Annotated in this window: 20 protein-coding genes; 12 read left to right on the top strand and 8 right to left on the bottom strand. The window is 71.9% G+C overall.

All coding sequences use genetic code 11. The features are described from left to right. Positions 1-18: 18 nt before the first annotated feature. The gene (locus O3X23_RS04375; RefSeq protein WP_250976419.1) at positions 19-912 is read left to right on the top strand and encodes a DUF3027 domain-containing protein; all 894 of its coding nucleotides are present in this window, start codon (positions 19-21) and stop codon (positions 910-912) included. A gap of 408 nt (positions 913-1320) precedes the next feature. Continuing rightward, positions 1321-4491, top strand: a complete 3171-nt coding sequence (locus O3X23_RS04370) for a sacsin N-terminal ATP-binding-like domain-containing protein (protein WP_269269754.1) — start codon at positions 1321-1323, stop codon at positions 4489-4491. 14 nt (positions 4492-4505) lie between these two features. On the opposite strand, the gene O3X23_RS04365 is transcribed toward O3X23_RS04370, so the two are convergent. Then, a complete protein-coding gene (locus O3X23_RS04365) occupies positions 4506-4970 on the bottom strand; it encodes a MarR family winged helix-turn-helix transcriptional regulator (protein WP_269269753.1) in 465 nt (154 codons plus the stop codon). A 120-nt stretch (positions 4971-5090) separates the two neighbouring features. On the opposite strand from O3X23_RS04365, the gene O3X23_RS04360 reads away from it, so the two are divergent. Together O3X23_RS04360 and O3X23_RS04355 are read left to right on the top strand one after the other, a co-directional pair. Then, entirely contained in the window at positions 5091-6521 is a 1431-nt protein-coding gene (locus O3X23_RS04360; protein WP_269269752.1) for an MFS transporter, read from the top strand. Between the two features lie 70 nt (positions 6522-6591). Continuing rightward, a complete protein-coding gene (locus O3X23_RS04355) occupies positions 6592-7431 on the top strand; it encodes an NmrA family NAD(P)-binding protein (protein ID WP_269269751.1) in 840 nt (279 codons plus the stop codon). A 36-nt stretch (positions 7432-7467) separates the two neighbouring features. On the opposite strand, the gene O3X23_RS04350 is transcribed toward O3X23_RS04355, so the two are convergent. Both O3X23_RS04350 and O3X23_RS04345 read right to left on the bottom strand, forming a co-directional pair. Then, the gene (locus O3X23_RS04350) at positions 7468-9849 is read right to left on the bottom strand and encodes an HAD-IC family P-type ATPase (protein ID WP_269269750.1); all 2382 of its coding nucleotides are present in this window, start codon (positions 9847-9849) and stop codon (positions 7468-7470) included. A gap of 30 nt (positions 9850-9879) precedes the next feature. Continuing rightward, positions 9880-10137, bottom strand: coding sequence for a DUF2530 domain-containing protein (locus tag O3X23_RS04345; RefSeq protein ID WP_269269749.1), 258 nt, complete (start codon positions 10135-10137; stop codon positions 9880-9882). 164 nt (positions 10138-10301) lie between these two features. Here O3X23_RS04345 and O3X23_RS04340 point away from each other — a divergent pair, with 164 nt between their 5' ends. Further along, a complete protein-coding gene (locus tag O3X23_RS04340) occupies positions 10302-11756 on the top strand; it encodes an NCS2 family permease (protein WP_269269748.1) in 1455 nt (484 codons plus the stop codon). Positions 11757-11788: 32 nt separating this feature from the next. Here the strand turns inward: O3X23_RS04340 and O3X23_RS04335 are convergent, their stop codons facing one another. Then, positions 11789-11977, bottom strand: coding sequence for a ribbon-helix-helix protein, CopG family (locus O3X23_RS04335; protein ID WP_138353500.1), 189 nt, complete (start codon positions 11975-11977; stop codon positions 11789-11791). 101 nt (positions 11978-12078) lie between these two features. On the opposite strand from O3X23_RS04335, the gene O3X23_RS04330 reads away from it, so the two are divergent. The 3 genes from O3X23_RS04330 (at position 12079) to thpR (ending at position 14573) form a co-directional block, all read left to right on the top strand. Next, positions 12079-12519: a MarR family winged helix-turn-helix transcriptional regulator gene (locus O3X23_RS04330; protein ID WP_138353501.1), complete on the top strand. Its 441-nt coding sequence runs from the start codon at positions 12079-12081 to the stop codon at positions 12517-12519. A gap of 145 nt (positions 12520-12664) precedes the next feature. Next, positions 12665-14017, top strand: a complete 1353-nt coding sequence (locus tag O3X23_RS04325) for an MFS transporter (RefSeq protein WP_269269747.1) — start codon at positions 12665-12667, stop codon at positions 14015-14017. A gap of 10 nt (positions 14018-14027) precedes the next feature. After that, the gene (gene thpR, locus O3X23_RS04320) at positions 14028-14573 is read left to right on the top strand and encodes an RNA 2',3'-cyclic phosphodiesterase (protein ID WP_269269746.1); all 546 of its coding nucleotides are present in this window, start codon (positions 14028-14030) and stop codon (positions 14571-14573) included. 175 nt (positions 14574-14748) lie between these two features. Here thpR and O3X23_RS04315 read toward each other — a convergent pair whose 3' ends face one another. Then, a complete protein-coding gene (locus tag O3X23_RS04315; protein WP_269269745.1) occupies positions 14749-15744 on the bottom strand; it encodes an aldo/keto reductase in 996 nt (331 codons plus the stop codon). A gap of 83 nt (positions 15745-15827) precedes the next feature. Then, complete coding sequence (locus O3X23_RS04310) at positions 15828-16499, bottom strand: GDSL-type esterase/lipase family protein (protein ID WP_269269868.1); 672 nt, start codon at positions 16497-16499, stop codon at positions 15828-15830. Between the two features lie 94 nt (positions 16500-16593). Between O3X23_RS04310 and O3X23_RS04305 the strand changes: the two genes are divergently transcribed. Continuing rightward, positions 16594-17622 (top strand): hypothetical protein, encoded by a 1029-nt coding sequence (locus tag O3X23_RS04305; RefSeq protein WP_269269744.1) that lies wholly within the window; start codon positions 16594-16596, stop codon positions 17620-17622. Between the two features lie 96 nt (positions 17623-17718). Here the strand turns inward: O3X23_RS04305 and serC are convergent, their stop codons facing one another. Further along, positions 17719-18837 (bottom strand): phosphoserine transaminase, encoded by a 1119-nt coding sequence (gene serC / locus O3X23_RS04300; protein ID WP_269269743.1) that lies wholly within the window; start codon positions 18835-18837, stop codon positions 17719-17721. Between the two features lie 68 nt (positions 18838-18905). Between serC and O3X23_RS04295 the strand changes: the two genes are divergently transcribed. Continuing rightward, the gene (locus O3X23_RS04295) at positions 18906-21710 is read left to right on the top strand and encodes an FAD-binding and (Fe-S)-binding domain-containing protein (RefSeq protein WP_269269742.1); all 2805 of its coding nucleotides are present in this window, start codon (positions 18906-18908) and stop codon (positions 21708-21710) included. A 141-nt stretch (positions 21711-21851) separates the two neighbouring features. Here O3X23_RS04295 and O3X23_RS04290 read toward each other — a convergent pair whose 3' ends face one another. Further along, entirely contained in the window at positions 21852-22952 is a 1101-nt protein-coding gene (locus tag O3X23_RS04290; RefSeq protein WP_269269741.1) for a citrate synthase 2, read from the bottom strand. Positions 22953-23332: 380 nt separating this feature from the next. Here O3X23_RS04290 and pdxH point away from each other — a divergent pair, with 380 nt between their 5' ends. Beyond that, entirely contained in the window at positions 23333-23974 is a 642-nt protein-coding gene (gene pdxH / locus O3X23_RS04285; protein ID WP_331283878.1) for a pyridoxamine 5'-phosphate oxidase, read from the top strand. A gap of 362 nt (positions 23975-24336) precedes the next feature. Continuing rightward, positions 24337-25680: a PAS domain-containing protein gene (locus O3X23_RS04280; protein WP_269269739.1), complete on the top strand. Its 1344-nt coding sequence runs from the start codon at positions 24337-24339 to the stop codon at positions 25678-25680. Position 25681: the final 1 nt, after the last annotated feature.

Here is a 25681-nt window from a genome sequence, read left to right as displayed (position 1 = left end):
ATTCTTGTGAGTGCTGCGATGCGAAGCCGTACCCCAGACCGCCTGTGCGCCGAGGCGGTCGATGTCGCGCTGGCTGTGACAGAGGAGGCCGCCGGGCCGCAATCGGTCGGCGAGCATCTTGGCGTCGTCGCCGAGGGCGACCGCGTCGTCACCCACTATTTCGCCTGCAAGGAGCCCGCCTACCGCGGGTGGCGCTGGGCGACGACGCTCACCAGGGCGTCGCGCGCCAAGAACATCACGATCGACGAGACCGTGCTGCTGCCCGGCGACGACTCGATCCTGGCCCCCGAGTGGGTGCCGTGGAGCGAGCGGCTCCGACCGGGTGACATGGGTCCGGGGGACCTCCTGCCCACGGAGTCCGACGATCTCCGGCTCGAACCCGGTTGGAGCGGCGAGGACGCGCCGCTGCCGAACTCCGTGGTGTCGGAGGAGCTGGCGGACGTCGTCGAGGCCGAGGACGCCGAGCTGTCCGGCCCGGCGGCCGCGCTTCCCGCGATCGGCAGCATCGGTGCGATCGCCGGGGAAATCGGGATGGGCCGTCGGCGTGTCCTCTCGCGCTACGGGCTGCACGGCGCGGCCGACCGCTGGGAGGAAGAGTTCGGCCCCAAGACGCCGATGGCCCAGGCCGCCCCGGCCAACTGCCTCAGCTGCGGCTTCTTCGTCCCGATCGCGGGCTCGCTGCGGCAGGCGTTCGGGATCTGCGCGAACGAGTTCTCGCCGGCGGACGGGCGTGTCGTCTCGCTTGGGTACGGGTGCGGGGGCCACTCGGAGGCGGCAGTGATGCCGAAGCCGCCGGTGCCGGCGCCGATGACGCTGGACGAGATCAACGAGGTCGACCCGCTGGTGCTGCATCCGGACCGGCAGGGGTCGGTGGAGGAGTCGACGCCGGCGGAGGAGCTGGGTCACTCCTAGGCCGTTGGGGGCACCGGACGTCGGCCCGCACGGGCCGACACACCCCACCCCTCCGGACCCGTCCCCACGCGTCCCAGCCCCGCGGGGCCGGGCCCCGTCCCCAGCCCGCCGGTAGGCGAAAGAGTCGGGCTCACCCATCCCGCCGGTAGGCGAGAAGGGCTGGGCCCCATCCACCCCGCCGGTAGGCGAAAAGGGCGGGCGGGTGGGGGAAGGCCCGCCGCAGGCGTGACGGCGCTGCGGGTGCCGACGTATCCGGACCCGCGGTGAGCGCGCCCACCCCGCCGGTAGGCGACGAGCGCGCCGCAGGCGTCGTCGTGTCCGCCTCGCGGCGGCGAATTTCCCGTACCTCCTCCGGAGGCGGGACACTTCCCCAGGCAGGGGATTTCGCGAGGCGAGGGAGACACCGACGTGAGCGGCGCAGCGGCGGTACGGGAAACCGGTGGGGCGACGGATCCGTTCGGGACGGGGCGGCTGCGCCGCGGAGTGCTGGACGCGTGGGGGACGTCGGCCGCGCGGTTCCGGGAGGACGCCAACGCCGAGGAGGACCTGGCGCTCGGCGGCTACCGGGACCGGCTCGTCGTCGAGCTGGCGCAGAACGCGGCGGACGCCGCGGTGCGGGCCGGGGTGCGGGGCCGGCTGCGGCTGACGCTGCACGCGGCGGAGGGCGACAGCCCCGCCGTGCTGGCGGCGGCGAACACCGGGGCACCGCTGGACGCGGCCGGTGTGGAGTCGTTGTCGACGCTGCGGGCGAGTGCGAAGCGGGAGGACGCGGAGACCGCCGTCGGCCGGTTCGGCGTGGGGTTCGCGTCGGTGCTTGCGGTGAGTGACGAGCCGGCGGTGGTCGGGCGCACCGGGGGTGTGCGGTGGTCGTTGGCCGAGGCCAGGGCGCTGGCGACGGAGACACCGGGGCTCGCGGACGAGCTGCGGCGCAGGGACGGGCACGTGCCGCTGCTGCGGCTGCCGTTCCCGGCGGAGGGTTCGGCGCCGGACGGGTACGACACGGTCGTGGTGCTGCCGCTGCGGGACGGGGCCGCCGCGGATCTCGCGGAGCGCCTGCTGGCCGGGATCGACGACGCGCTGCTGCTGACGCTGCCGGGGCTGTCCGAGGTCGTGGTCGACACGCCGGACGGCGTAAGGACTTTGACGCAACGTCAGGATGACGGAACGGTCCTCGTGGAGGACAGCGCGGCGGCCGCCGCGACCCGGTGGCGGGTGGCGTCCGCGGCGGGCCCGCTGGAGGCGGGGCTGCTGGCGGACCGGCCGGTGGAGGAGCGGCTCCGGCCGGTGTGGTCGGTGACCTGGGCGGTGCCGGTGGACGGGGACGGTTCGCCGGGCCGGCCGCGCACGGCGGGCGTGGTGCACGCCCCGACGCCGACGGACGAGCCGCTGGGGCTGCCGGCGCTGCTGATCGCGTCGTTCCCGATGGATCCGAGCCGGCGGCACGCGGCGCCGGGTCCGCTGACGGACTTCCTGGTCGCGCGGGCGGCCGAGACGTATGTGGGGCTGCTGCGGGACTGGCAGCCGGTCGGCGTGGGCATCGTGGACCTGGTGCCGGGGCCGCTGGGCAAGGGGGAGCTGGACGCGGAGCTGCGCCGGCAGGTGCTGGACGGCCTGCCGCGTACGGCGTTCCTGCCGCGCGCGGTGGCGGTGGCGGTGGGTCGCGACGCCCCCGAGGTGGCGGAGGGCCGGTGGGACGGCGGGGTCGGCGGCCCGGTGGTCGAGGGCGAGGCGCTGCGGCCGGTGGACGCCGAGGTCGTGGAGGGTGCGCAGGCGGAGGCCGTCGACGTGCTCGCCGAGGTGTTCCCGACGCTGCTGCCGGCAGGTCTGGAGCGCCGCCCCGAGCTGCGCGCGCTGGGCGTGGCGCGGTTGTCGCTGGCCGACGCCATCGACCGGCTGGCGGGCGCCGAGCGCCCGGCGGCCTGGTGGCGCAGGCTGTACGACGCGCTGGCCGGGACGGATCCCGACCGGTTGACGGGGCTGCCGGTGCCGCTGGCGGACGGCCGGACGGTCGTCGGCCCGCGCCAGGTGCTGCTGCCGCTGCCCGACGGCGAGGTGGACCTCGCGCCGCTGGCCCGGCTGGGTCTGAAGGTGGCCGACCCGGAGGCGGTGCATCCGCTGCTGGAGAAGCTGGGCGCGCTGTCCGCGACGCCGAACGCCGTGCTGACGACCCCGCAGGTGCGGGCGGCCGTCGCCGGGTCGCTGGATTCCGGGGAGATCTGGGACGAGGACGGCCTGGACGCCGAGGAGCTGGCGGAGGTCGTCCTCGGGCTGGTGAAGGCGGCGGGTCTCGCGCCGGGGGAGGAGCCGTGGCTCGGGGCGCTCGCGCTGCCGGACGACGAGGGCGAGCTGGCCCCGGCGGGCGAGTTGGTGCTGCCGGGCAGCGCGCTGGAGCAGGTGCTGCGGGAGGGCGAACTCGCCCCCGTGGACCAGGAGCTGGCCGACCGCTGGGGGGAGCAGCCGCTGACGGCCGTGGGCGTGCTGGCGACGTTCGCGCTGGTGCGGGCGGCCGACGTGGTGCTGGATCCGGACGAGCTGGAGCCGCGCGAGAGCGACTGGGCCGAGCCGGACGACGTCGGCCTGCTGGACGCCGTCGACGTGTGGTGCGAGGACGTGCTCGACCGGCTGCCGGAGACGGATGTCCCGCCGGTCGCCACGGAGATCGTCGCGGTCCGGGACCTTGACCTCGTCGACGACGACGCGTGGCCGCAGGCGCTGGCCATGCTGTCCCGGCCGCCGCTGCGGGACGCGATCACCGCGCCCGTGCGGGTGCTGCTGCCGGACGGTACGACCGATTCGGTCCGCGCCTACTCGGCCTGGTGGCTGCGCGACCACCCGGTGCTGGACGGCCGCCGCCCGGTGGGCCTGCGGTCCGCCGGCGGCGATCCGCTGCTGGCGGGGCTGTACGACGAGGCCGACGTCGATGTGGACGAGCAGGTGCTGCGGGCGCTGGGTGTCCGTACGACGGTGTCCGCGCTGCTCGACGAGCCGGGCGGTGGCGCCGAGCTGCTGGCGCGGCTGGCCGACCCGGACCGGCCGGTGACCGCCGCCCAGCTGCTGCGGCTGTACGCGGCGCTGGCCGCGCTCGACCCGGAGCAGGTGACGCTGCCGGACGAGCTGCGGGCGGTCGTCGACGGTGAGGTGCGCGTCGTGGAGGCGGGTGACGCGCTGGTCGCGGACGCCCCGGACCTGCTGCCGCTGGCCGCGGGGCAGCCGCTGCTGCCGGTGCCGCCGTACCGGGCGGGCGATCTGGCGGAGCTGTTCCAGGTCCGCCGGCTGAGCGAGGCGTTCGACGCGCGGGTGGTCTCCGAGGGGGAGGTCCATGAGGTCCCGGCGGCCGTGCGCGAGCTGCTGCCGACGGCTCCCCGGTCGTACGTCGAGCACGAGGAGCTCGTGGTGGCGGGCGGCACGGAGCTGGACTGGCGCTACGTGGACGGCGTCCTGCACGCCGCGACCGTCGAGGGGGTCGCGGCCGGGCTGGCGTGGGCCGCGGGGCAGTGGCAGCGCCGCTTCGAACTCGCGGCGCTGCTGGAGGACTCGTCGCGCACGGAGGAGCTGGCCCGCGCACGCTGGTTCGATTAGGGATTACGGAGGGCTCACCGGCCTGCGCTGAGTCTGGCCGCCTGGGTCCGCCCCACTTCGGTGGCGCGGCCCAGGAAGTCGGCGATGACGTCGAGGTCGCGGTCGCTGTACCCGTCGAGCAGCTCGGTGAAGGCCTCCCCGGGCTCGTCCCAGGCTTCCGCGAACCTGGGCAGCGCCTCCGGCGCGAGGGCGACCAGGGCGCGCCTGCGGTCGCCGGGGTCGGCGGTCCTGACGACGAGGCCGGCCTTCTCCAGGCGGTCGACGAGCCGGGTCGCGGAACCGGCCGTGAGGCCGGTCAGGGTGGCGATCCGCCCGGTGCTGAGCGGCTCCGGCTCCATGCCGAGCAGCCCCAGGCACTGGAGGTCGGTGGGGTGCAGGCCGAGGTGGTCGGCCATGGCCTGGTTGAAGAGCGTCCAGGCGGCGTAATGGCGCTGGCTCTCGTCGGCGATTCGGGCGAGCAGTTCTTTTCGGCTTGACATCGGGTCCTTCATGCTCCAAATTTATGTGTGTGACGCAACATCTGCGCGGCGCAATCTGATCGCCGCGGTTGCATCCTACGCGGCAACGACCGCGCCCTTCTCTCCGAAAGACCAGCTCTGATGTCCACTCTCACAGTTCCCCCTGCCACGGCCGCCGAGGCCGTCTCCCCGAACCGGCGCTGGGCCATCCTCGCCGTCATCCTCATCGCCGACGTCCTGGACCTCCTGGACGCGACGATCACCAACATCGCCGCACCCACCATCAGCAAGGACCTCAACGGGGGCGCGGCCCTCATCCAGTGGCTCGGCGCCGCCTACGCCCTCTCCCTGGGCGTCCTCCTCGTCGTCGGCGGACGCCTCGGCGACAAGTTCGGCCGCCGCCGCGTCTTCCTCGTCGGCCTCATCGGCTTCACCGTCGCCTCCGTCGCCTGCGGACTGTCCTTCAGCCCCGCCTCGATCATCGTCGCCCGCCTCGTCCAGGGTGCCTTCGGCGCCCTGCTGATCCCGCAGGGCTTCGGCATCCTCGGTGCCGTCTTCCCGCGTGACCAGATCGGCAAGGCGTTCAGCGCCTTCGGCCCGACCCTCGGCATCTCCGCCGTCGGCGGCCCGATCCTCGCCGGCTTCCTCATCGACGCCGACCTCTTCGGCGCCGGCTGGCGCTCCATGTTCCTCATCAACATCCTGCTCGGCGGCTTCGCGATCATCGCCGCCGTCAAGCTCCTGCCGAAGGACACCGGCGACCCCACCACCGCCGTCGACGGCATCGGCTCCGGCCTGCTCGCCGGCACCATGCTCGGGCTGCTCTACGGCCTGATCGAGGGCTCCTCCAACGGCTGGACCCTCGTCCCGTTCGCCTCCCTCGCCGCCGGCCTCGTCTTCTTCGGCCTGTTCTGCCACCGCCAGCGCACCGCCGCCAGCCCGCTCATCCAGCCGTCGCTGCTCAAGAACCGCGGCTTCACCTCCGGCCTCATCCTCGGCATCGTCTTCTTCGCCGCCAACGCGGGCCTGCTCTTCGTCCTCTCGCTCTTCCTGCAGAACGGTCTCGGCTACTCCCCGATGCGCGCCGCGCTCGGCCTCGCCCCCGTCGCCGCGGGCATCGTGGTCGCCTCCATCGCCTGCTACCAGCTCGTCGGCAAGCTCGGACGCAACCTCGTCCTCATCGGCCTGGTGATCACCCTGATCGGCACCGGCTGGCTGCTCGCCCTGGTCCACGCCTACGGCACCGACCTCGGCACCTGGACGCTCCTCGCCCCGATCCTGATCATCGGCGTCGGCATGGGCACCTGCTTCGGCACCATCTACGACGTCACCATCGGCGACATCGACCCCTCGGAAGCCGGCAGCGCCAGCGGCTCCCTCAGCGCCGTCCAGCAGCTCGCCAACGCCATCGGCGCCGCCGTCGTCACCACGGTCTACTTCAAGACCCTCGCCTCCGACGACGAGGCCCACGCCATGACCTACAGCCTGATCGTCGTCGCCGGCGTCGCGCTCCTCAGCATCGGCCTCGTGTGGCTCATGCCGCGCAACGCCCAGCCCGACGACCACCACTGACCCACCGTCTCCGCACCCCACCACCACCAGGGGCGCCCGCACCGGGCGCCCGAACCGGAAGGACCACGACATGACCATCCTCGTCACCGGAAGCCGCGGACGCGTCGGCACTACGCTCATCAGCCTGCTGCACGAACAGGGCTACAAAGTCCGGGCCGCGTCCGGCGAACCCGACGAGCTCGTCCTGCCGGACGGCGTACCCGACGTGAAGCTGAGCCTCGCGGAACCACATACGTTCCCCGGCGCCCTGGCCGGCGTCGACTCCGTCTTCCTGTACGCCAGCTCCTCGCACATCGAGGAGTTCATCAAGACCGCCAACGACGCCGGCGTGCAGCACGTGGTGCTGCTCTCCTCGTCCGCCGTGCTCAACCCCGACGCGAAGAACGACCCCATCGCCCGCCAGCACGTGGAGGTCGAGGACGCCCTCTCCTCCTCCGCCCTGCCGTGCACGTTCCTGCGGCCCAGCGCTTTCGCGAGCAACACGCTCTACTGGTCCTGGCCGCTGAAGAACACCGGCACGGTGAGCCTGCCGTACCCCGGCGCGCACACCGACGCCATCCACGAGTCGGACATCGCCGAAGCGGCGGTCGCCGTCCTGAAGGATCCGGCGCTGCGCGGTGGGGCGTACACCCTGACCGGTGCCGCCTCGTTCACCTTCGCCGAGCAGATCGATCTGCTCGCCCGTGCCACCGGCCGGCCCTTCACGTTCGACGCCGTCACCCCCGAGGTCTGGAAGGCGGAGATGGCGAACCACGTGCCCGCGAGCTTCGCCGACGGCCTGCTCGCGTACTGGCGGTCCTGCGACGGCAAGCCCGTCGACCTCACCACCGGGGTCGACGAGCTGACCGGCCACCCGGCGCGCGGCTTCGCGGTGTGGGCCGCCGAGAACGCCGCCGCCTTCATCGAGTAGAACCCCTGGCGGGGGGCCGGTCGGTGGGTGGGGGTGTCAGTCGGTGTCGCGGACGCGGAGCGTTCTCCAGACCAGTTCCAGAACGAGCCCGGCCGCGAGGGCGACGCCCACCCCCACCCACGGGCCCTCCGTCCCCACCAGCTTGAGCGCGAAGAAATCCTGCAACCACGGCGTGACCAGCACGATCAGGAAGCCCGCGGCCATCGCCAGCACCAGGCAGACCCGCCACAGCGTGTACGGGCGGGCGACGATGGCCAGCACCCACAGGGAGATCAGGAACAGGGTGAGGGTCGCGCTGCTCGTCTCGGCGTCCAGCGCCCCGTCGCCCGTGTAGTGGTGGCGGGCCAGCAGGTACTCCCCGAACGTCGCCGCCGCGCAGATGACGCCCGCCGGCGCCGAGTACCGCATCACCCGCCGTACGAAGTGCGGTTTGGCCCGCTCCTTGTTGGGGGCGAGCGCCAGGAAGAACGCCGGGACGCCGATGGTCAGGGTGGACAGCAGCGTCAGATGGCGGGGCAGGAACGGATACGGCACCTGCCAGAAGACGACCAGCAGCGCCAGCAGCACCGAATAGACGGTCTTGGTGAGGAAGAGCGTCGCCACCCGGGTGATGTTCCCGATGACGCGCCGGCCCTCGGCGACCACCGAAGGCAGCGTGGCGAAGCTGTTGTTGAGCAGCACGATCTGCGCGACGGCCCGGGTCGCCTCGGACCCGGAGCCCATGGAGACGCCGATGTCGGCGTCCTTCAGGGCCAGTACGTCGTTGACGCCGTCGCCCGTCATCGCGACGTTGTGGCCCCGGGACTGGAGCGCGGCGACCATGTCGCGCTTCTGCTGCGGGGTGACCCGGCCGAAGACCGTGCCGTTCTCCAGGACCTCCGCCATCGCGTCCCGGTCGGTGGGCAGCCGGCGGGCGTCGACCGGGTGCTCCGCGCCGGGCAGCCCGAGCTTGCTTGCGACCGCGCCCACCGAGATCGCGTTGTCGCCGGAGATGACCTTGGCCTGGACGCCCTGCTCCGCGAAGTAGCGCAGGGTGTCGGCCGCGTCGGGGCGCAGCCGCTGTTCGAGGACGACCAGCCCTTGCGGGACGACGTCGGAGGCGAGGGACGGATCGTCCAGCGCGCGGTGGGTGCGTGCGAGCAGCAGCACCCGCAGGCCCTGGTTGTTGAGTTCGTCGATGTCGGCGAGGGCGGTGTGGCCGTCGGGCAGCAGGACGTCGGGTGCGCCGAGCAGCCAGGTGCTGCTGTCGCCGCCGGGCTCGGCGAAGGCGGCGCCGCTGTACTTGCGCGCGGAGGAAAAGGGCAGCGCGTCGTTGCAGTGCCAGCCGTCCCCGTTCGCCGAGGCCGGGTAGGCGTCGATGATGGCCTGGAGGCTGGCGTTGGGCCGCGGGTCGGAGGCGCCGAGCGCGCCGAGCGCCTGCTGGATGTACGGCTCCGGGGCGCCGTCGAGCAGCCGCAGCCCGGTGACATCCATGCCGCCCTCGGTGAGCGTGCCGGTCTTGTCCAGGCAGACGACGTCGACGCGGGCCAGGCCCTCGATGGCGGGGAGTTCCTGCACCAGGCACTGCTTGCGGGCGAGCCGGACGACGCCGATCGCGAAGGCGACGGAGGTGAGCAGCACCAGGCCCTCGGGAACCATGGGGACGATGCCGCCGACCGTGCGGCGCACCGCCTCGCGCCAGTCGTTCCGTTCGAGCACCAGCTGGCTGATGATCAGCCCGATCGCGGTCGGAATCATCATCCACGTCACGTACTTGAGGATCTGGCTGATGCCGTTGCGCAGTTCCGAGTCGACGAGGGTGAAGCGGGACGCCTCCTCGGCGAGCTGCGCGGCGTACGCCTCCCGGCCGACCTTGGTGGCCGTGAACGCGCCACCGCCCGCGACGACGAAGCTGCCGGACATGACGGGGTCCCCCGCCTTCTTCAGCACCGGGTCGGCCTCGCCGGTGAGCAGGGACTCGTCGATCTCCAGCCCCTCGGCCTCCACGACCTCGCCGTCGACGACGGCCTTGTCGCCCGGGCCCAGCTCGATGAAATCGCCGAGCACGATCGCGGAGGTGTGGATCTCGACGGCCGCGCCGTCACGTCGCACGGTGGGCCTGGACTCGCCGATGACGGCGAGGTTGTCGAGGGTCCGCTTCGCGCGCATCTCCTGGAAGATGCCGATCGCCGTGTTGGCGACGATGACGAATCCGAAGAGGCCGTCCTGGATGGGGCCGACCACGAGGATGACGAGGAAGAGCACGCCGATGATGGCGTTGAACCGGGTGAAGACGTTGGCCTTGACGATCTCGGTGGTCGAGCGGGACGACCGCACCGGAACGTCGTTCACCTCGCCCCGGGCCACCCGCTCGGCGACCTCACCGCTGGTCAGTCCAGCGTTGCGGGCAACGGCCTGGGTGTCGGTGCGATCCGTCATGGCACAGACGCTACGTGCGCGCCGTCCGCTTCACCCCCCGGAGGGAGCATTCCGGGTGAGCAGGGCCGCGTTCCGTCCCCGGACGTACCAGAGGCCGAAGAGGCCGAGCAGGGCGCCGGCGAGGCAGGTCCAGATCCACCAGGCGTGGCCGTGGTCGGAGTACCAGCCGTAGAAGGGGAGCTGCCCGAGGAAGAGCGCGAACCAGACGGCCGTGCCGACCAGGACGGTCGCGACGTCGTTCGCTTCCAGTGGCTCGGGCGTCTCGTGGGTGGCTTTCCACTTGCTCATGCGGCCAGGGTACGGGGTGCCGGTGGCTGCCCTCTGATGGGGTGCAGCCGGTCGCCGCAAGGGTCTACGCGCGGAGATAGCGCTTGATTACTTGTTTGTTCATACTGAAACCGTCCCCCCGGTGACTGGTTTCAGTCGTACGAACGCACAAATAGAGGACCCACATGTCCCCCTCGGCCACCGCTTCGGTCGACGCCCAGAACCCGTCCCCCGCGCCGCCCCAGAACGGTCTCGACCGCTTCTTCCGGATCTCCGAGCGCGGTTCCTCGATCTCGCGCGAGGTCCGGGGAGGGCTCGCCACCTTCTTCGCGATGGCCTACATCATCGTGCTGAACCCGATCATCCTCAGCTCAGGTGTGGACAAGTACGGCCACCACCTGGACGGCGGCCAACTGGTCACCGCCACCGTGCTGACCGCCGCCTTCACCACCCTCCTGATGGGCGTCATCGGCAATGTGCCGATCGCGCTCGCTGCCGGCCTCGGCGTGAACACCGTCGTCGCCCTGCAGCTCGCACCCAGGATGAGCTGGGCGGACGCGATGGGCATGGTCGTCCTCGCCGGCTTCGCGATCATGCTGCTGGTCGCCACCGGGCTGCGGGAGCGCGTGATGAGCGCGGTGCCGCTGGGGCTGCGCAAGGGCATCGCGATCGGCATCGGCCTGTTCATCCTGCTGATCGGCCTGGTCGACTCGGGCTTCGTCACCCGCATCCCGGACGCCGCCCACACGACGGTCCCGCTCCAGCTGGGCTCGGACGGCCACCTCAACGGCTGGCCGGTGCTCGTCTTCATCCTGGGCGTGCTGCTCACGCTGGCCCTGATCATCCGCAAGGTGCCGGGCGCGATCCTGATCAGCATCGTCGCGATGACGGTGCTGGCCCTGATCATCGACGCGGTCGCGGACATCCCCGGCCAGGCCTGGGGGCTGACCGTCCCCGAGTGGCCCGGCAACCCGGTGGCCAGCCCGGACTTCGGCCTCATCGGCAACGTGAGCCTCTTCGGCGGCTTCGGCGAGGTCGGCATCCTGACGGGGGTGCTCTTCGTCTTCACCGTGCTGCTGTCCTGCTTCTTCGACGCGATGGGCACGATCCTCGGCGTCAGCGACGAGGCGCACCTGCTGGACGAGAAGGGCGACCTGCCCGGCATGAACAAGGTGCTGATGGTCGACGGCATCGCCACCGCCCTCGGCGGCGCCACCTCCAGCTCCGCCAACACCTGCTTCGTGGAGTCCACGGCCGGAGTCGGCGAGGGTGCGAGGACCGGCCTCGCCAGCATCGTCACCGGCCTGATGTTCGTGCTTGCGCTGTTCTTCACGCCGCTCGCCACGATGGTCCCGGCCCAGGCGGCCACTCCCGCGCTGATCGCGGTCGGCTTCCTGATCCTGGCGAACAGCGTGCGGGACATCGACTGGGACGACTTCACGATCGCCGTCCCGGCGTTCCTGACCATGGTGATGATGCCGTTCACCTACTCCATCACCAACGGCATCGGCATCGGCTTCATCAGCTTCTGCGTGCTGCGGCTGGCCGCGGGGCGCGGCCGTGAGGTGCCGGTGGCCCTCTACGCGGTCGCGGCGGTCTTCGGCTTCTACTACCTGATGCCGGCCCTCGGCCTGACCTGAGCCGGCCTGGCCTGCCCTGATGCGGGGCGGTGTCACCCCGGCGGAGCCGCGTAGAAGCGCTCCGTCTCGTCGACGGCGGTTTTGAACCGCTCGTCGAAGTCGTCGCGAACGAGCGTCCGGACCACGTAGTCCTGGACGCTCGTTCCGCATTTGGCGGCGTGGTCACGGAGCCGATCCAGCAGGTCGGCGTCTATACGCAGGCTGAGCACTCGCGATGCCATGTGCCCAAGGTCCTCGGCGAGGGCGGTTCCGCGTGTCGTTTTCCGGCGCTAACTCACTCATATGGGTGAGTTTTACTTAGCCTAGGTAATGAGCTACGCTAATGAATGTGACCGAACTGTCCGAGGACGACCGCGCTGCGGTGAACTCTCTGCGCTCCGCAGTGATGCGACTGTCGCGGCGACTGCGCCACCAGCGGGTGGACGAGTCGCTCAGCCCGACCGAGATGTCCGTGCTGGGCACCCTCGCCCGCTGCGGCTCCGCCACCCCCGGGGAGCTGGCGCGCAAGGAGCACGTGCAGCCGCCCTCCATGACGCGCATCGTCGCGATGCTGGAGGCCAAGGACCTCGTCCGCCGGGACCCGCACCCCGACGACCGCCGACAGGTGGTCGTCAGCCAGACGGAGCAGGCCGAGGCGATGCTCGAGGAGAGCCGCCGCAAGCGCAACGTGTGGCTGGCGCAGCTCACGGAAGGACTGAGCGACGACGAGCGCGCCGTGCTGCGCGCCGCGGCGCCGGTCCTGGAGAAGCTCGCTCAGCTGTAGTGAAGCCCGACTGTAGTGAGGCCCGACCGGCGGACGTCGGGTGGGGACGACCGTGTGACATCGCGGGCAAAACCGTGTGACACCGCAGGAAAACCTGGAACACCGTAAGTGAAACGCAACGCCACACAGGGGAGGCGAACCTAGATTGAGTTCGGCAGCCGGATCGGACACCGCACCCGGACAAGAACCCGATACGACCACGCAGCGCGGCGGCATGTTCAGCTCGCTCAGGGTTCGTAACTACCGGCTCTTCGCGACCGGCGCCGTCGTGTCCAACACCGGCACCTGGATGTCGCGGATCGCCCAGGACTGGCTGGTGCTCAGCATCACCGGTTCCTCTTTCGCGGTGGGCATCACCACCGCGCTGCAGTTCCTGCCGATGCTGCTCTTCGGCCTGTTCGGCGGTGTGATCGCCGACCGCTACCCCAAGCGGCAGATCCTGCTGTGCACCCAGGCCGCGCTCGGCGCGCTCGGGCTGCTGCTCGCCGCGCTGACGCTCAGCGGACACGTCCAGGTCTGGCACGTGTACGTCATCGCCTTCGCCCTCGGCATGGTGACCGTCGTCGACAACCCGGCCCGTCAGACCTTCGTGGTCGAGATGGTCGGCCCCGGCGAGATCCGCAACGCGGTCTCGCTGAACTCCGCGAACTTCCAGGCCGCCCGGCTGATCGGCCCCGCCGTCGCCGGTGTCCTGATCACCGCGGTCGGCAGCGGCTGGGCGTTCCTGCTCAACGGGCTGTCGTTCCTCGCCCCGCTCGCCGGCCTGCTGCTGATGCGCACCGCCGAGCTGCACAAGGTCGAACGCGTACCGCGCGGCAAGGGCCAGCTGCGGGAGGGCCTGCACTACGTCGCCGGGCGCCCCGAGCTGATCTGGCCGATCGTGCTGGTCGGGTTCATCGGGACCTTCGGCTTCAACTTCCCGATCATCCTCACCGGCTTCGTCAACCACGTGTACCACTCCGGTGCGAGCACCTATGGGCTGCTGAACACCATCATCGCGCTGGGCTCCCTCGGCGGCGCGCTGCTCGCGGCCCGGCGCGGACGGACCCGGCTGAGGCTGCTGGTGGCCGCCGCGTTCGCCTTCGGCATGCTGGAGGTGCTGGCAGCGCTGGCGCCGTCCTTCTGGATGTTCGCGCTCCTGCTGCTGCCGATCGGCGTCTTCGGGATGACGTTCAACACCTCGGCCAACGCGTCGGTGCAGCTCGCCTCGGACCCCGCCATGCGGGGCCGCGTCATGAGCCTGTACATGATGGTCTTCGTCGGCGGCACCCCCATAGGCGGCCCGCTCGTCGGCTGGGTGACGGACACCTACGGGGCCCGTGTCGGGTTCCTGTCCGGCGGCCTCGTCGCGGCCCTGGCGGCGGTCGGCGTCGGCCTGGTGCTGGCCCGGATCGGCGGGCTGCGGCTCAAGGTGGACCTGCACCGGGGAAAAGACCACCGGCTGATCGAGTTCGTACCCCGTGAGGGCGCGGCCGCCCCACTGGTGACGGCCGCGTGAGGCCTTCGGCATGAGACTGTTCGCCGCGGTACTGCCGCCCCCCGGGGCGGCGGACGAACTCGCCCCGGCCGTCTCCGCGCTGCGCCGGCTCCCCGGAGCCGGCCGGCTGCGCTGGACCGAACGCGCCGGATGGCACTTCACGCTCGCCTTCCTCGGCGAGGTCGACGACCGGACCCGCCCCGCCCTGCGGGACCGCCTCGCGGCCGCCGCGCGCCTGCACGAGCCCTGCGAGCTGCGGCTGTCCGGCGGCGGCCGGTTCGGCGACCGGGCGCTGTGGGCCGGCGCCGCGGGCGAGACCGGCCGGCTCGCGGAACTCGCGGACTCCGTGCAGAGCGCCGCCCGGCAGGCCGGCGTCGATCCGGCGCAGGAGCACGCGTACACCCCGCACCTCACGCTGGCCCGCAGCCGGGGCGGCGTGGCTCTCGCCCCGTACGCCGCCGCGCTCGACGGTTTCCTGGGGACACCCTGGTCCGCCGGCACCCTCGCGCTGGTGCGCAGCCACCCGGCGCCGGACGCCCGCTACGAGACGGTGGAGACCTGGCCGCTGGGTCGATGACCCCGGCCGGTTAACCTCGACACGTGGACCCCAAGACCCGAAGCCGTGTAGTGACCGCCGCCCTCGTCCTGATGCTCGTCGTGGTGGTCGCGGGCGCGCTGCTGCGCTGAGCGCCCGCGACCACCGGCCCCGCCCGCGGGCCCCGGAACCTACCGGGCCCGACTCCGGCCGGGTACTACCAGGCGAAGGCCTCCGGGGACGGCCCCGGGCCGGGGAAGACCTCGTCCAGTGCGGACAGGAACTCCTCCGACAGCTTCACCTCGACCGCGTTGAGCGCGGAGTCCAGCTGCGCCTGCGTCCGCGGGCCGACGATCGGGCCGGTCACGCCGGGCCGGGTCAGCAGCCATGCCAGACCGACGTCACCGGGCGCCAGGTCGTGCTTGTCGCACAGGTCCTCGTACGCCTGGATCTGCTCGCGCTGCTTCGCGCTCTTCAGCGCGTCCGCGCTGCGACCGGACGTCGAGCGCGCCCCGCCGCCCTCGCGCTCCTTGCGGAGCGCCCCGCCGAGCAGCCCGCCGTGCAGCGGCGACCACGGGATGACCCCGAGGCCGTACGCCTGCGCCGCCGGGATGACCTCCATCTCGGCACGCCGCTCGGCCAGGTTGTACAGGCACTGCTCGCTGGTCAGGCCCAGCGAACCGCGACGGGCGGCCGCCTCGTTGGCCTGCGCGATGTTCCAGCCCGCGAAGTTCGACGAGCCGGCGTACAGGATCTTTCCCTGCTGGACGAGGACGTCGATGGCCTGCCAGATCTCGTCCCAGGGCGTGTTCCGGTCGATGTGGTGGAACTGGTAGAGGTCGATGTAGTCCGTGCCGAGCCGCTTCAGGCTCGCGTCGGCGGCGCGGCGGATGTTGAGGGCGGAGAGCCGGTCCGCGTTCGGCCAGGCGTCGCCCTCGGCGGCCATGTTGCCGTAGACCTTCGTCGCGAGAACGGTCTTCTCGCGGCGCCCGCCTCCCTTGGCGAACCAGGAGCCGACGATCTCCTCCGTGCGGCCCTTGTTCTCACCCCACCCGTACACGTTGGCGGTGTCGAAGAAGTTGACGCCCGCGCCGAGCGCGGAGTCCATGATCGCGTGACTGTCGTTCTCATCGGTCTGGGGACCGAAGTTCATGGTGCCGAGCACCAGGCGGCTGACTTTGAGACCCGTGCGTCCGAGCTGCGTGTACTCCATGACACCCAAGCCAAGCTCTTCGAGTGCGCTCGAAGCAAGGGGCGGCTCGCCCGCTGGGACGGCGGTGCCGGCGGGCGCCGCCGCTACCGCCGCGTATACGGGCCGCCGACCCCCCAGGCCTGGTGCGTCGCGTCGGCGAACGCGGCCGCGAGGCGGTGCTCGCCGGAGGGGTTGGGGTGCGTGCCGTCGTACGTGTCGGACAGCAGCTCGTAGCCGTCCGGCCGGGAGGCGAGCAGCAGCGGCGATGCGCCGGTGTCGAGGTCGGCGACGGCCTTGGACATCCGGACGTTGAGGTCCGCGCACTGCTCGGCGAAGGGGAGGTCGTGCTCGGCCCGGACGTTGGGTATCACCGGCAGCAGCACCATGCGGATCCGCGGGTTGGCGGCCCGTGCCTCGCCGACGAAGCCGCGCAGGTTCTCCGCGGTCTGCTCGGCGGTCGTGTAGAAGCCGAGGTCGATCAGACCGAGCGAGATCAGCAGGAGGTCGGGTCGGTGCGCGCGCACCGCGTCCCCGATCAGCGGGGCCATGTGCAGCCAGCCTTCGCCCCAGCCGGCCAGGTGCCGCCGGGCGTCCGGTGGGAAGTCCGGGCCGGCGTACGCGTGCGAGACGGGCCCGCCGCTCTCCTTGTCGTAGAGCGCGGTGCGCGGGCCGACCACCGCGAACGGCTCGCCGAGCGCGCACAGGTGCTGCCACATGCGGTAACGCCAGGTGAAGTCGCCCGCGCTGCCGATGGTCATGGAATCGCCGACGAACATATAACGCACGCAGAGATCATCGCGGATACCCGGCCCCGGCCGCGATGCCCGGAGGCGTGAAGCCCGACACATGGCGGGATGGCAGGCTTGGGGCATGCCGCGCTTCCGTACCGCCCTCGCCGCCGCAGTCACCGCCGCGGCGTTCGCCGTTCTCGGACCGGTGCCGGGGGCCGCCGCCGACGACGGGACCGCCGTCGCGTTCACCATCGGCGACCCGCGGATCACCGAGTCCAGCGGGCTGGCCGCCAGCCGCCTCCACAAGGGCGTGTACTGGACCCACAACGACAGCGACGACGGCCCGTACGTCTACGGGGTGGACTCCGCGACCGGCAAGACCGTCGCCCGGGTCACGATGCGCGGCATCGACCCCCGGGACGTCGAGGCGATCTCCCTCGGCCCCGACGGCGACATCTACGTCGGTGACATCGGCGACAACCTCGGCGGGACCTGGCCGCATGTGTGGATCTACCGGTTCGCCGAGCCCAAGCGGCTGGGGAACTCGACGGTGGACGTCGTCCGCTACACCGTCCAGTACGAGGGCGGCCCGCGGAACGCGGAGGCGCTGATGGTCCACCCCAAGACCGGGCGGGTCTACATCGCCAGCAAGAGCGAGGACGGCGGCGGTCTGTACGCGGGCCCGAAGAAGCTCAGCTCCAAGGGGGTGAACGTCTTCCGGCGGATAGCCGAGGTGCCGTGGGTGACCGACGGTTCGTTCTCGCCCGACGGCACCCGGCTGGTGCTGCGCGGCTACTTCTGGGCGACCGCGTGGCGGTGGGCCGGCGACGCCCCCACGAAGATCGGCAGCCTCGACGTGCCCATGCAGCGGCAGGGCGAGTCGGTGGCCTTCACCCCGGACGGCCGGGCGCTGATGTACGGCAGCGAGGGCAGGAACAGCGAGGTCTGGAAGGCGCCGCTCAAGGGCGAGGACCTGCCGGACTCCGCCCGGGAAGCCACCGGATCCCCGGGCGCGGGAACGTCCGGCGGCAGGGGGCCGGCCGCCGGTGCGGACACCGCCAAGGACGGTTCGTCCGGCCACGGCACGGTCCTCGTCGGATTCGCCGTGCTCGCCGCGATCTTCGTCGCGGCCACCGGCCTGCGCCGGGTCCTGCGCCGCCGCCGCTGACTGACGAGGGGCCCGGCCGTCACCGGCCGGACCCCTCTCGTCATGCGTGCGCCGCTGCCTCGCGGCGCCGTCTCGTGTGCTGCCGCAGCAGCTGGGTCAGAGTTTGTCGATGACGTAGTCGATGCAGACCGTCAGCGCCTCGACGTCGGCCGGGTCGACCGCCGGGAACATCGCGACGCGCAGCTGGTTGCGGCCCAGCTTGCGGTACGGCTCGGTGTCCACGATGCCGTTGGCGCGCAGCGCCTTCGAGATCTGGGTGGCGTCGATCGCGTCGTCGAAGTCGATGGTGCCGATGACCTGCGAGCGCTGCTCCGGGTCGGCCACGAACGGCGAGGCGTACGACGACTTCTCGGCCCAGCCGTACAGCCGCGACGACGAGTCGGCGGTGCGGGCGACCGCCCAGTCCAGCCCGCCCTGGCCGTTGATCCAGTCGAGCTGGTTCGCGAGCAGGAAGAGCGTGGAGAGCGCCGGGGTGTTGTACGTCTGGTTCTTCGTCGAGTTGTCGATCGCGGTCGGCAGGTCGAAGAACGCGGGGATGTGCCGGCCGGACCCGGCGATCTCGGCGGCGCGCTCCAGGGCGGCCGGGGAGAACGCGGCCAGCCACAGGCCGCCGTCCGCCGCGAAGGACTTCTGCGGGGCGAAGTAGTAGACGTCCGTCTCGGTGATGTCGACCGGCAGGCCGCCCGCACCGGAGGTGGCGTCCACCAGAACGAGTGAACCGGCGTCGGCACCCTGTACGCGCTTGATGGGCGCCGCGACACCCGTCGAGGTCTCGTTGTGCGTGAACGCGTAGACGTCCACACCGGCCTCGGCGACCGGCACCGGGTGCGTGCCCGGGTCGGACTTGACGACCGACGGGTCGTCCAGCCACGGCGCGAGCTTGGCCGCGGTCGCGAACTTGGAGGAGAACTCGCCGAACGACAGGTGCTGGGACTTCTGCCGGATCAGGCCGTGGGTGGCGATGTCCCAGAACGCGGTGGACCCGCCGTTGCCGAGGACGACCTCGTACCCCTCGGGCAGGGAGAACAGCTGTCGGACACCTTCACGGACCTGGCCCACCAGGTTCTTCACCGGAGCCTGCCGGTGAGAGGTGCCGAGCAGGGACGTGCCGGTCGCGGCCAGCGCTTCGACCGCCTCCGTCCGTACCTTGGAGGGGCCCGCGCCGAAACGGCCGTCGGCGGGCTTGATGTCAGCGGGAATCTGGATATCAGCCACGGGCGAAGCGTAATCCGTCCTGAAGCCGGTCTCGCTACCGGTCCACCCGGTGAGACAAGGTGAGATGCATGGATCTTGAGCAGGCGATGCGGGCGGCGGTACGGGGCACGGTCGCCTTCGACGCCGGCGCGCGGGCGCTGGTGACGATGGACGCGTCGAACTACCGGCGGGTCCCGCTGGGTGTGGTGGCGCCCCGCGACGCGGACGACGTGGCGGCGGCACTGGCGGTATGCCGGGAGCACGGCGTGCCGGTGGTGCCGCGCGGCGGCGGCACCTCGATCGCCGGGCAGGCGACAGGGGTCGGAGTGGTGCTGGACTTCACCCGCCACATGCGGGCGATCGAGCACATCGACCCCCAGGCGCGTACCGCGGTCGTGCAGCCCGGTGTGGTCCTCGACGATCTGCGGGCGGCCGCCGCGGAGCACGGGCTGACGTTCGGCCCCGACCCGTCCACCCACAGCCGCTGCACGCTCGGCGGCATGATCGGCAACAACGCGTGCGGGTCGCATTCGGTCGCCTGGGGGACGACCGCCGACAACGTGCACGAGCTGGACGTGGTGACGTACGGCGGGGAGCGGGCCACACTCGGCCGCGGCCTGCCGGGACCGCTCCACGACCGGACCGCCGCCTTCGCCGACGAGCGGCTGTCCGTGCTCCGCACCGGGTTCCCCGACCTGCCGCGCCGGATCTCCGGCTACGCCCTGGACCGGCTCCTCCCCGAGCACGGCCGGGATCTGGCGCGTGCCTTCACCGGCAGCGAGGGCACCCTCGGCGTGCTGACGCGCGCGACCGTACGGCTGGTGGAGCCGCCGGCGGCCCGAGCACTGGCTGTGCTCGGCTACGGGGACGAGAGCGCCGCCGCCGACGCCGCGCACCTGCTGCTGCCCCTCCGCCCGCTGACCGTCGAGGGCATGGCGGCCGACCTGGTGGGCGCCGCCCGGGACTCGTTGCCGCGCGGTGCCGCGTGGCTGTTCGTGGAGGTGGGTGGCGCCACCGCGGCCGAGGCGCGGGCCCGCGCCTCGGAGCTGTGCCGCCACGCCGCCGACGGCGCCCTGGACCACGCCGTCCTGTCGGAGCCGGCCGGGCAGCGTGCCCTGTGGCGGATCCGTGAGGACGCCGCCGGGACCGCGACCCGGATGCCCGACGGCAGTGAGGCGTGGCCGGGCTGGGAGGACTGCGCCGTGCCGCCCGCCCGGCTCGGCGCGTACCTGCGGGAGTTCAGGGCTCTGCTCCGGGAGCACGGCCTGCGCGGCTCCCCGTACGGACACTTCGGCGACGGCTGCGTGCACGTCCGTATCGACTTCGACCTGCTGACGCTGGCGGGCATCGCCCGCTTCCGGCGCTTCTCCGAGGAGACCGCCGACCTGGTCGTCGCCCACGGTGGCTCGCTGTCGGGCGAGCATGGCGACGGCCAGGCGCGGGCGGAACTCCTGCCGAAGATGTACGGCCCCGAACTCGTGGCTCTCTTTGGAGTTTTCAAGGAACTGTGGGACCCGGCGGGCGGAATGAACCCCGGGATGCTCGTCCGCCCCGCTCCTATGGATAGCAACCTCCGCTTCGATGTGCTGCCGTCCCGCACGGCACATCCGGTCGACGTCGAATTCACCTATCCGGGTGACGGCGGCGATTTCACGGCGGCCGTGCGGCGCTGCGTCGGCGTCGGAAAATGCCGTACGTCCGCGACCACCTCGTCCGGCGGGGACAGCGTGATGTGCCCGTCCTACCGCGTGACGGGGGAGGAGCGGCACTCCACGCGCGGACGGGCCCGGCTGCTGCACGAAATGCTCGCCGGCGAGATCATCGAGGACGGCTGGCGGTCCGCGGAGGTCCGGGACGCACTCGACCTGTGCCTTTCCTGCAAGGGGTGCCGCAGCGACTGCCCGGTCGAGGTGGACATGGCAACGTACAAGGCCGAATTCCTGCACCACCACTACGCCGGGCGGCTGCGCCCCCGGTCGCACTACTCGATGGGATGGCTCCCGGTCTGGCTGAGGGCCGCCGCACCGTACGCGCGCCTCCTGAACGCCCTGGCCCGCGGGCCACTGGCCGGGGTCGCCAAGCGGGTCGCCGGGATCGCTCCGGAACGCGGCATCCCCCCGCTCGCGCGGGAACCCTTCCGCCGCTGGTGGAACCGCCGCGCCCGCACCAGCACGATGGGAACGACCGTCGTGCTGTGGCCCGACACCTTCACGAACCATCTGTCACCGCAGGTCGGACAGGCCGCGGTGAAGGTTCTGGAAGCGGCCGGCCTGCGGGTGGTCCTGCCGCCGAAGGCGGTCTGCTGCGGCCTGACGTGGGTGTCCACCGGGCAGCTCGGCCGGGCCCGTACGGTCATGCGCCGCACCGTCGACGCCCTCACGCCCGCGCTCGACGCCGGACTGCCGATCGTCGTCCTCGAACCCAGCTGCGGGGCGGCGCTCCGCGCCGACCTGCCGGAACTGCTCGGCAGCGGCGATCCCCGCGCGGCACGGCTGGCCGCCTCCGTCCGGACGTTCGCCCAGGCGCTGGAAGAACTGGCGCCCGGCTGGGCGCCGCCCCGTCTCGACCGTCCCGTCGTCGGGCAGACGCACTGCCACCAGCACGCCGTGCTCGGCGACACCGCCGAACGGCGGCTGCGCGAGCGCGCCGGCCTCACCGGCTCCCTCGCCGGCGGCTGCTGCGGTCTGGCCGGCAACTTCGGCTTCGAGCGGGGCCACCACGACGTGTCGGTGGCCTGCGCCGAGGAGCAGCTGCTCCCGGCGGTCCGGGAGGCACCCGCCGGGGCCGCGGTCCTGGCGGACGGGTACTCCTGCCGCACCCAGCTCGCACAGCTGGCCGGCACGGCGGGCCGGCACCTGGCCGAGCTCCTGGCGGAGGCACTTCCCGACGCCTGAAGCCAGGGGGACTGAAGCCGGGGGAACACTGAACCCGGGGGACGGCAGGCCGCGTACGGCGGTGGCCCGCTCCCACCCGTTACGGGGTGGGAGCGGGCCACAGGACCAACGATTCAGCAGCCGCTGTTCAGCGGGTCCGCCTCAGTGCCCGATGCCCGCGAACCCGTCGACGTCGCGCGGGTCGCGCGGCCCGGGGCCCATGTAGCGGGCGGAGGGGCGGACGAGCCGGCCGGTGCGCTTCTGCTCCAGGATGTGGGCCGACCAGCCCGCCGTCCGGGCACAGGTGAACATCGACGTGAACATGTGCGCGGGAACCTCGGCGAAGTCCAGGACGATCGCCGCCCAGAACTCCACGTTGGTGGCGAGCACCCGGTCGGGGCGCCGTGCGTGCAGCTCCGCGAGGGCGGCCTTCTCCAGCGCCTCCGCGACCTCGAAGCGGGGGGCGCCCAGCTCCTTCGCCGTACGCCGCAGCACGCGCGCACGCGGGTCCTCGGCGCGGTAGACGCGGTGGCCGAAGCCCATCAGGCGCTCGCCCTTGTCCAGCGCCCGCTTGACGTAGGCGCTCGCGTCGCCGGTGCGCTCGATCTCCTCGATCATGCCGAGGACGCGCGAGGGGGCACCGCCGTGCAGCGGGCCCGACATGGCACCGACGGCACCGGACAGGGCCGCGGCCACGTCGGCACCCGTGGAGGCGATGACGCGGGCGGTGAACGTGGAGGCGTTCATGCCGTGCTCCGCGGCGGACGTCCAGTACGCGTCGACGGCGGCAATGTGCTTGGGGTCGGGCTCGCCGCGCCAGCGGATCATGAAGCGCTCGACGACCGTCTGCGCCTTGTCGATCTCCTTCTGCGGCACCATGGGCAGGCCCTGGCCGCGCGCCGACTGGGCGACGTAGGAGAGCGCCATGACAGCGGCGCGGGCGAGGTCGTCACGGGCCTCGTCGACGTCGATGTCCAGCAGCGGTTTCAGTCCCCAGACGGGGGCGAGCATGGCCAGCGCCGACTGGACGTCGACGCGGATGTCGCCGGAGTGCACCGGGATCGGGAACGGCTCGGCAGGCGGCAGGCCCGGATTGAACTTGCCGTCGACCAGCAGGCCCCAAACGTTTCCGAATGAGACGTGGCTGACGAGATCTTCGATGTCGACGCCTCGGTAACGGAGAGAGCCGCCTTCCTTGTCAGGTTCGGCGATCTCCGTCTCGAACGCGACTACTCCTTCGAGTCCGGGTACGAAGTCGGACATCAGGCGGCTCCTCGTGATGTGGTCGACAGGTGCTTGGCCGGCCGACTGCTTGGACGGCCATTCCGGTAATGCCCCGCTCGGGTGATGGTCACCCTGCTCCATCGGAGACCCGATGCCGGAGTCAGAAACGGTATCTCTTGATGTCAAGAGGCCACAGTCGTCCGACCCGCAATTCTGTCGGTTCTGGCACATGACGGGAAGCGTGAGGTGCGGCACACTCTTCGGTCCGTGGCGGCCCCGCACCGGCGCGGACCCCTGCCGGACCCCGCGCCGACCCCTCATACCTTCGGTGGGACGGGCCGCGTCTGCCCGCCCCCGGGACGTACGGGTCCCGAGGGATGCAAGATGTCTGCGTGCAGCATCATGTCGATCCCGCCGTCATGCGCGAGCAGTACCGCGCCCAGGGTCTCTCCGAGGCCGAGCTGGCCGCCGATCCCTACTCGCAGTTCACCCGCTGGTTCGCGGACACCGTAACCGCCGGCCTCGCCGAGCCGAACGCGATGATCGTCTCGACCGCCGACGCCGAGGGCCGCCCCAGCTCGCGGACCGTGCTCCTCAAGGGCTTCGACCCGCGCGGCTTCGTCTTCTACACGAACTACGGGTCCCGCAAGGGCCGCGATCTGGTCGAGAACCCGCAGATCTCGCTGCTCTTCCCCTGGCATCCCATCGCCCGCCAGGTCATCGTCTCGGGCACGGTCGAACGCGTCTCGCCCGACGAGACCGCCAGGTACTTCCGCAGCCGTCCGCACGGCTCACGGCTGGGCGCGTGGGCCAGCGCGCAGTCCTCGGTGGTGGACTCCCGGGAGGAGTTCGAACGGCGTTACGCCGAACTGGAGGCGCGGTACCCGGAGGGCACCGACGTCCCCGTGCCGACGTACTGGGGAGGCATTCGGGTGCGCGCCCGGAGCGTGGAATTCTGGCAGGGGCGCGAAAACCGGCTGCACGACCGGCTGCGCTACGAACGCGCCGACGGGGAGAGCGGTGAGACGGGCGCCTGGAACGTCGTACGGCTGGCCCCGTAAGGATTGCCTGCCAAGAGCCGCACCACTTACCGCACCGCCGCGGGTCCACTCCCGGAAACGCGAACGACCCGCGGGCTGCTCCCTGGAGTTTCCTCCAGGCACCGGCCGGACAAGTCCGACGAGCCCGCGGGTCGGGTGACTGCGTGGAATTGGCCCGCCCCTCGACCCCGTGCACGGAGTCTGCGCGACGAGCGTGACGCGCGGGACTAGCCCGCAGTCACCTCACGTGTCCGACTGCACATCATGCTGCGAACCACCTCCCTTCATGTGTGACCGCAACATTAGGAACCGGCCTCGGGAGGCACAACCGATTTATCGAAACGCCGTGTGGGCTGGGTCACACCGGGGTTGAATGATTCGACGTGCAGCCATTCGATGCGAAGCCGCTCAGTGATGGCGACGAGCAGCTACTCGCCGCTCTGCTCGACGGTATGGAGGCGGGCCTGTGCGCCTTCGACCGCGAGGGTGTCATCACCCATTGGAATTCAGAAGCCGTACGGATCCTCGGCTGGTCGGCGGACGATGCGATCGGCCGCCGCGGCTTTTCGGGCTGGGCGGCCCGTAGTGCCGACGCGCCCGACGTACAGACGAGACTGCTCGGCGCCATGGAGGCGCCCGGCCGGCAGGTGCACGAATTCGCGCTTCTGACCAAGGACGGCCACCGGGTGCTCGTCCGTACCCAGTCCGCGGCCGTGCAGGGGCAGGACGGCCGGCCCGCCGGGGTCTACTGCGCCTTCTCCGAGGTGCACGCCCAGATCGACCTGGAGCGCTCCATCGCGCTCAGTGAGGCGCTCTTCGACGACGCCTCCTGGGGCGTCGTGCTCATAGACGCGGATCTGCGGCCCGCCGTGGTGAACGCGCACGCCGCCCGCCTGCTGCGCACCGGCAGGGACACCCTGCTCGGCCGGCCGCTCGGGGATCTGCTCGAGCAGGGCCTGGAGGAGCTGGAGACGGCCCTGCAGCACGTGCTCGCGGAGGGCAGCCCGCCGGTCCCGTCCGAGCTGTGGGTGAGCCTGCGCGGCGACGAGAGCGCCAAGCGGCAGTGCTGGCGCAGCGGATTCGTCCGCCTGGGGTCGCCGCTCGGCGAGGAACCGGTGCCGCTCGGCGTCGGCTGGCTGTTCCTGGACGTGACGGAGGCCAAACTCGCGGAGCAAGAAGGATCGTTGCTGCGCTTCCGCCACAACCAGCTGCACCGGGCGGGGCGCTCGGCGGCCGAGTGCGAGGACCCGGTGGAGGCCGCGACCACCTATCTGGACTTCGCCCTGCCGGGGTTCGCCGACCACGCGCTCGTCGACCTCGTGGGTGACGACGGCAGGCTGGTGCGCGCCGCCTCGACCCCGGTGGGGTCCTCGGGGCCGTGTCTGCCCATCCTGGTCGGCACGATCCCGGTGGCGTACGGGGCGGCGCACCCCGTGCTGCAGGCCGTGGAGCGGATCGGCACCGTACGCGCCAGCTTCGGCGCCCTCGCGGCGGCCGAGCCCGCCTCGCGGGCCAGGATCGACGAGTGGGCCGCGGCCCGCCGTTGGCCCGAGGGGACCGTCCACGGCCTCTCCACGGTCCTGCGGAGCCGCGGACGCACTCTGGGCGCAGTCACGTTCCTGCGGGGCGGGGGGCGCCGTCTCTTCGACCGGGCGGACGCGGCGTACGCGGAGGACGTGGCGGTGCGGGTGGCCGCGGCGCTGGATCTGGCGCAGCAGTTGGGCTGAG

It is taken from the genome of Streptomyces sp. H39-S7 (assembly GCF_027158205.1).
GTDB lineage: Bacteria > Actinomycetota > Actinomycetes > Streptomycetales > Streptomycetaceae > Actinacidiphila.
This window is presented reverse-complemented; position numbering and strand designations above follow the sequence as displayed.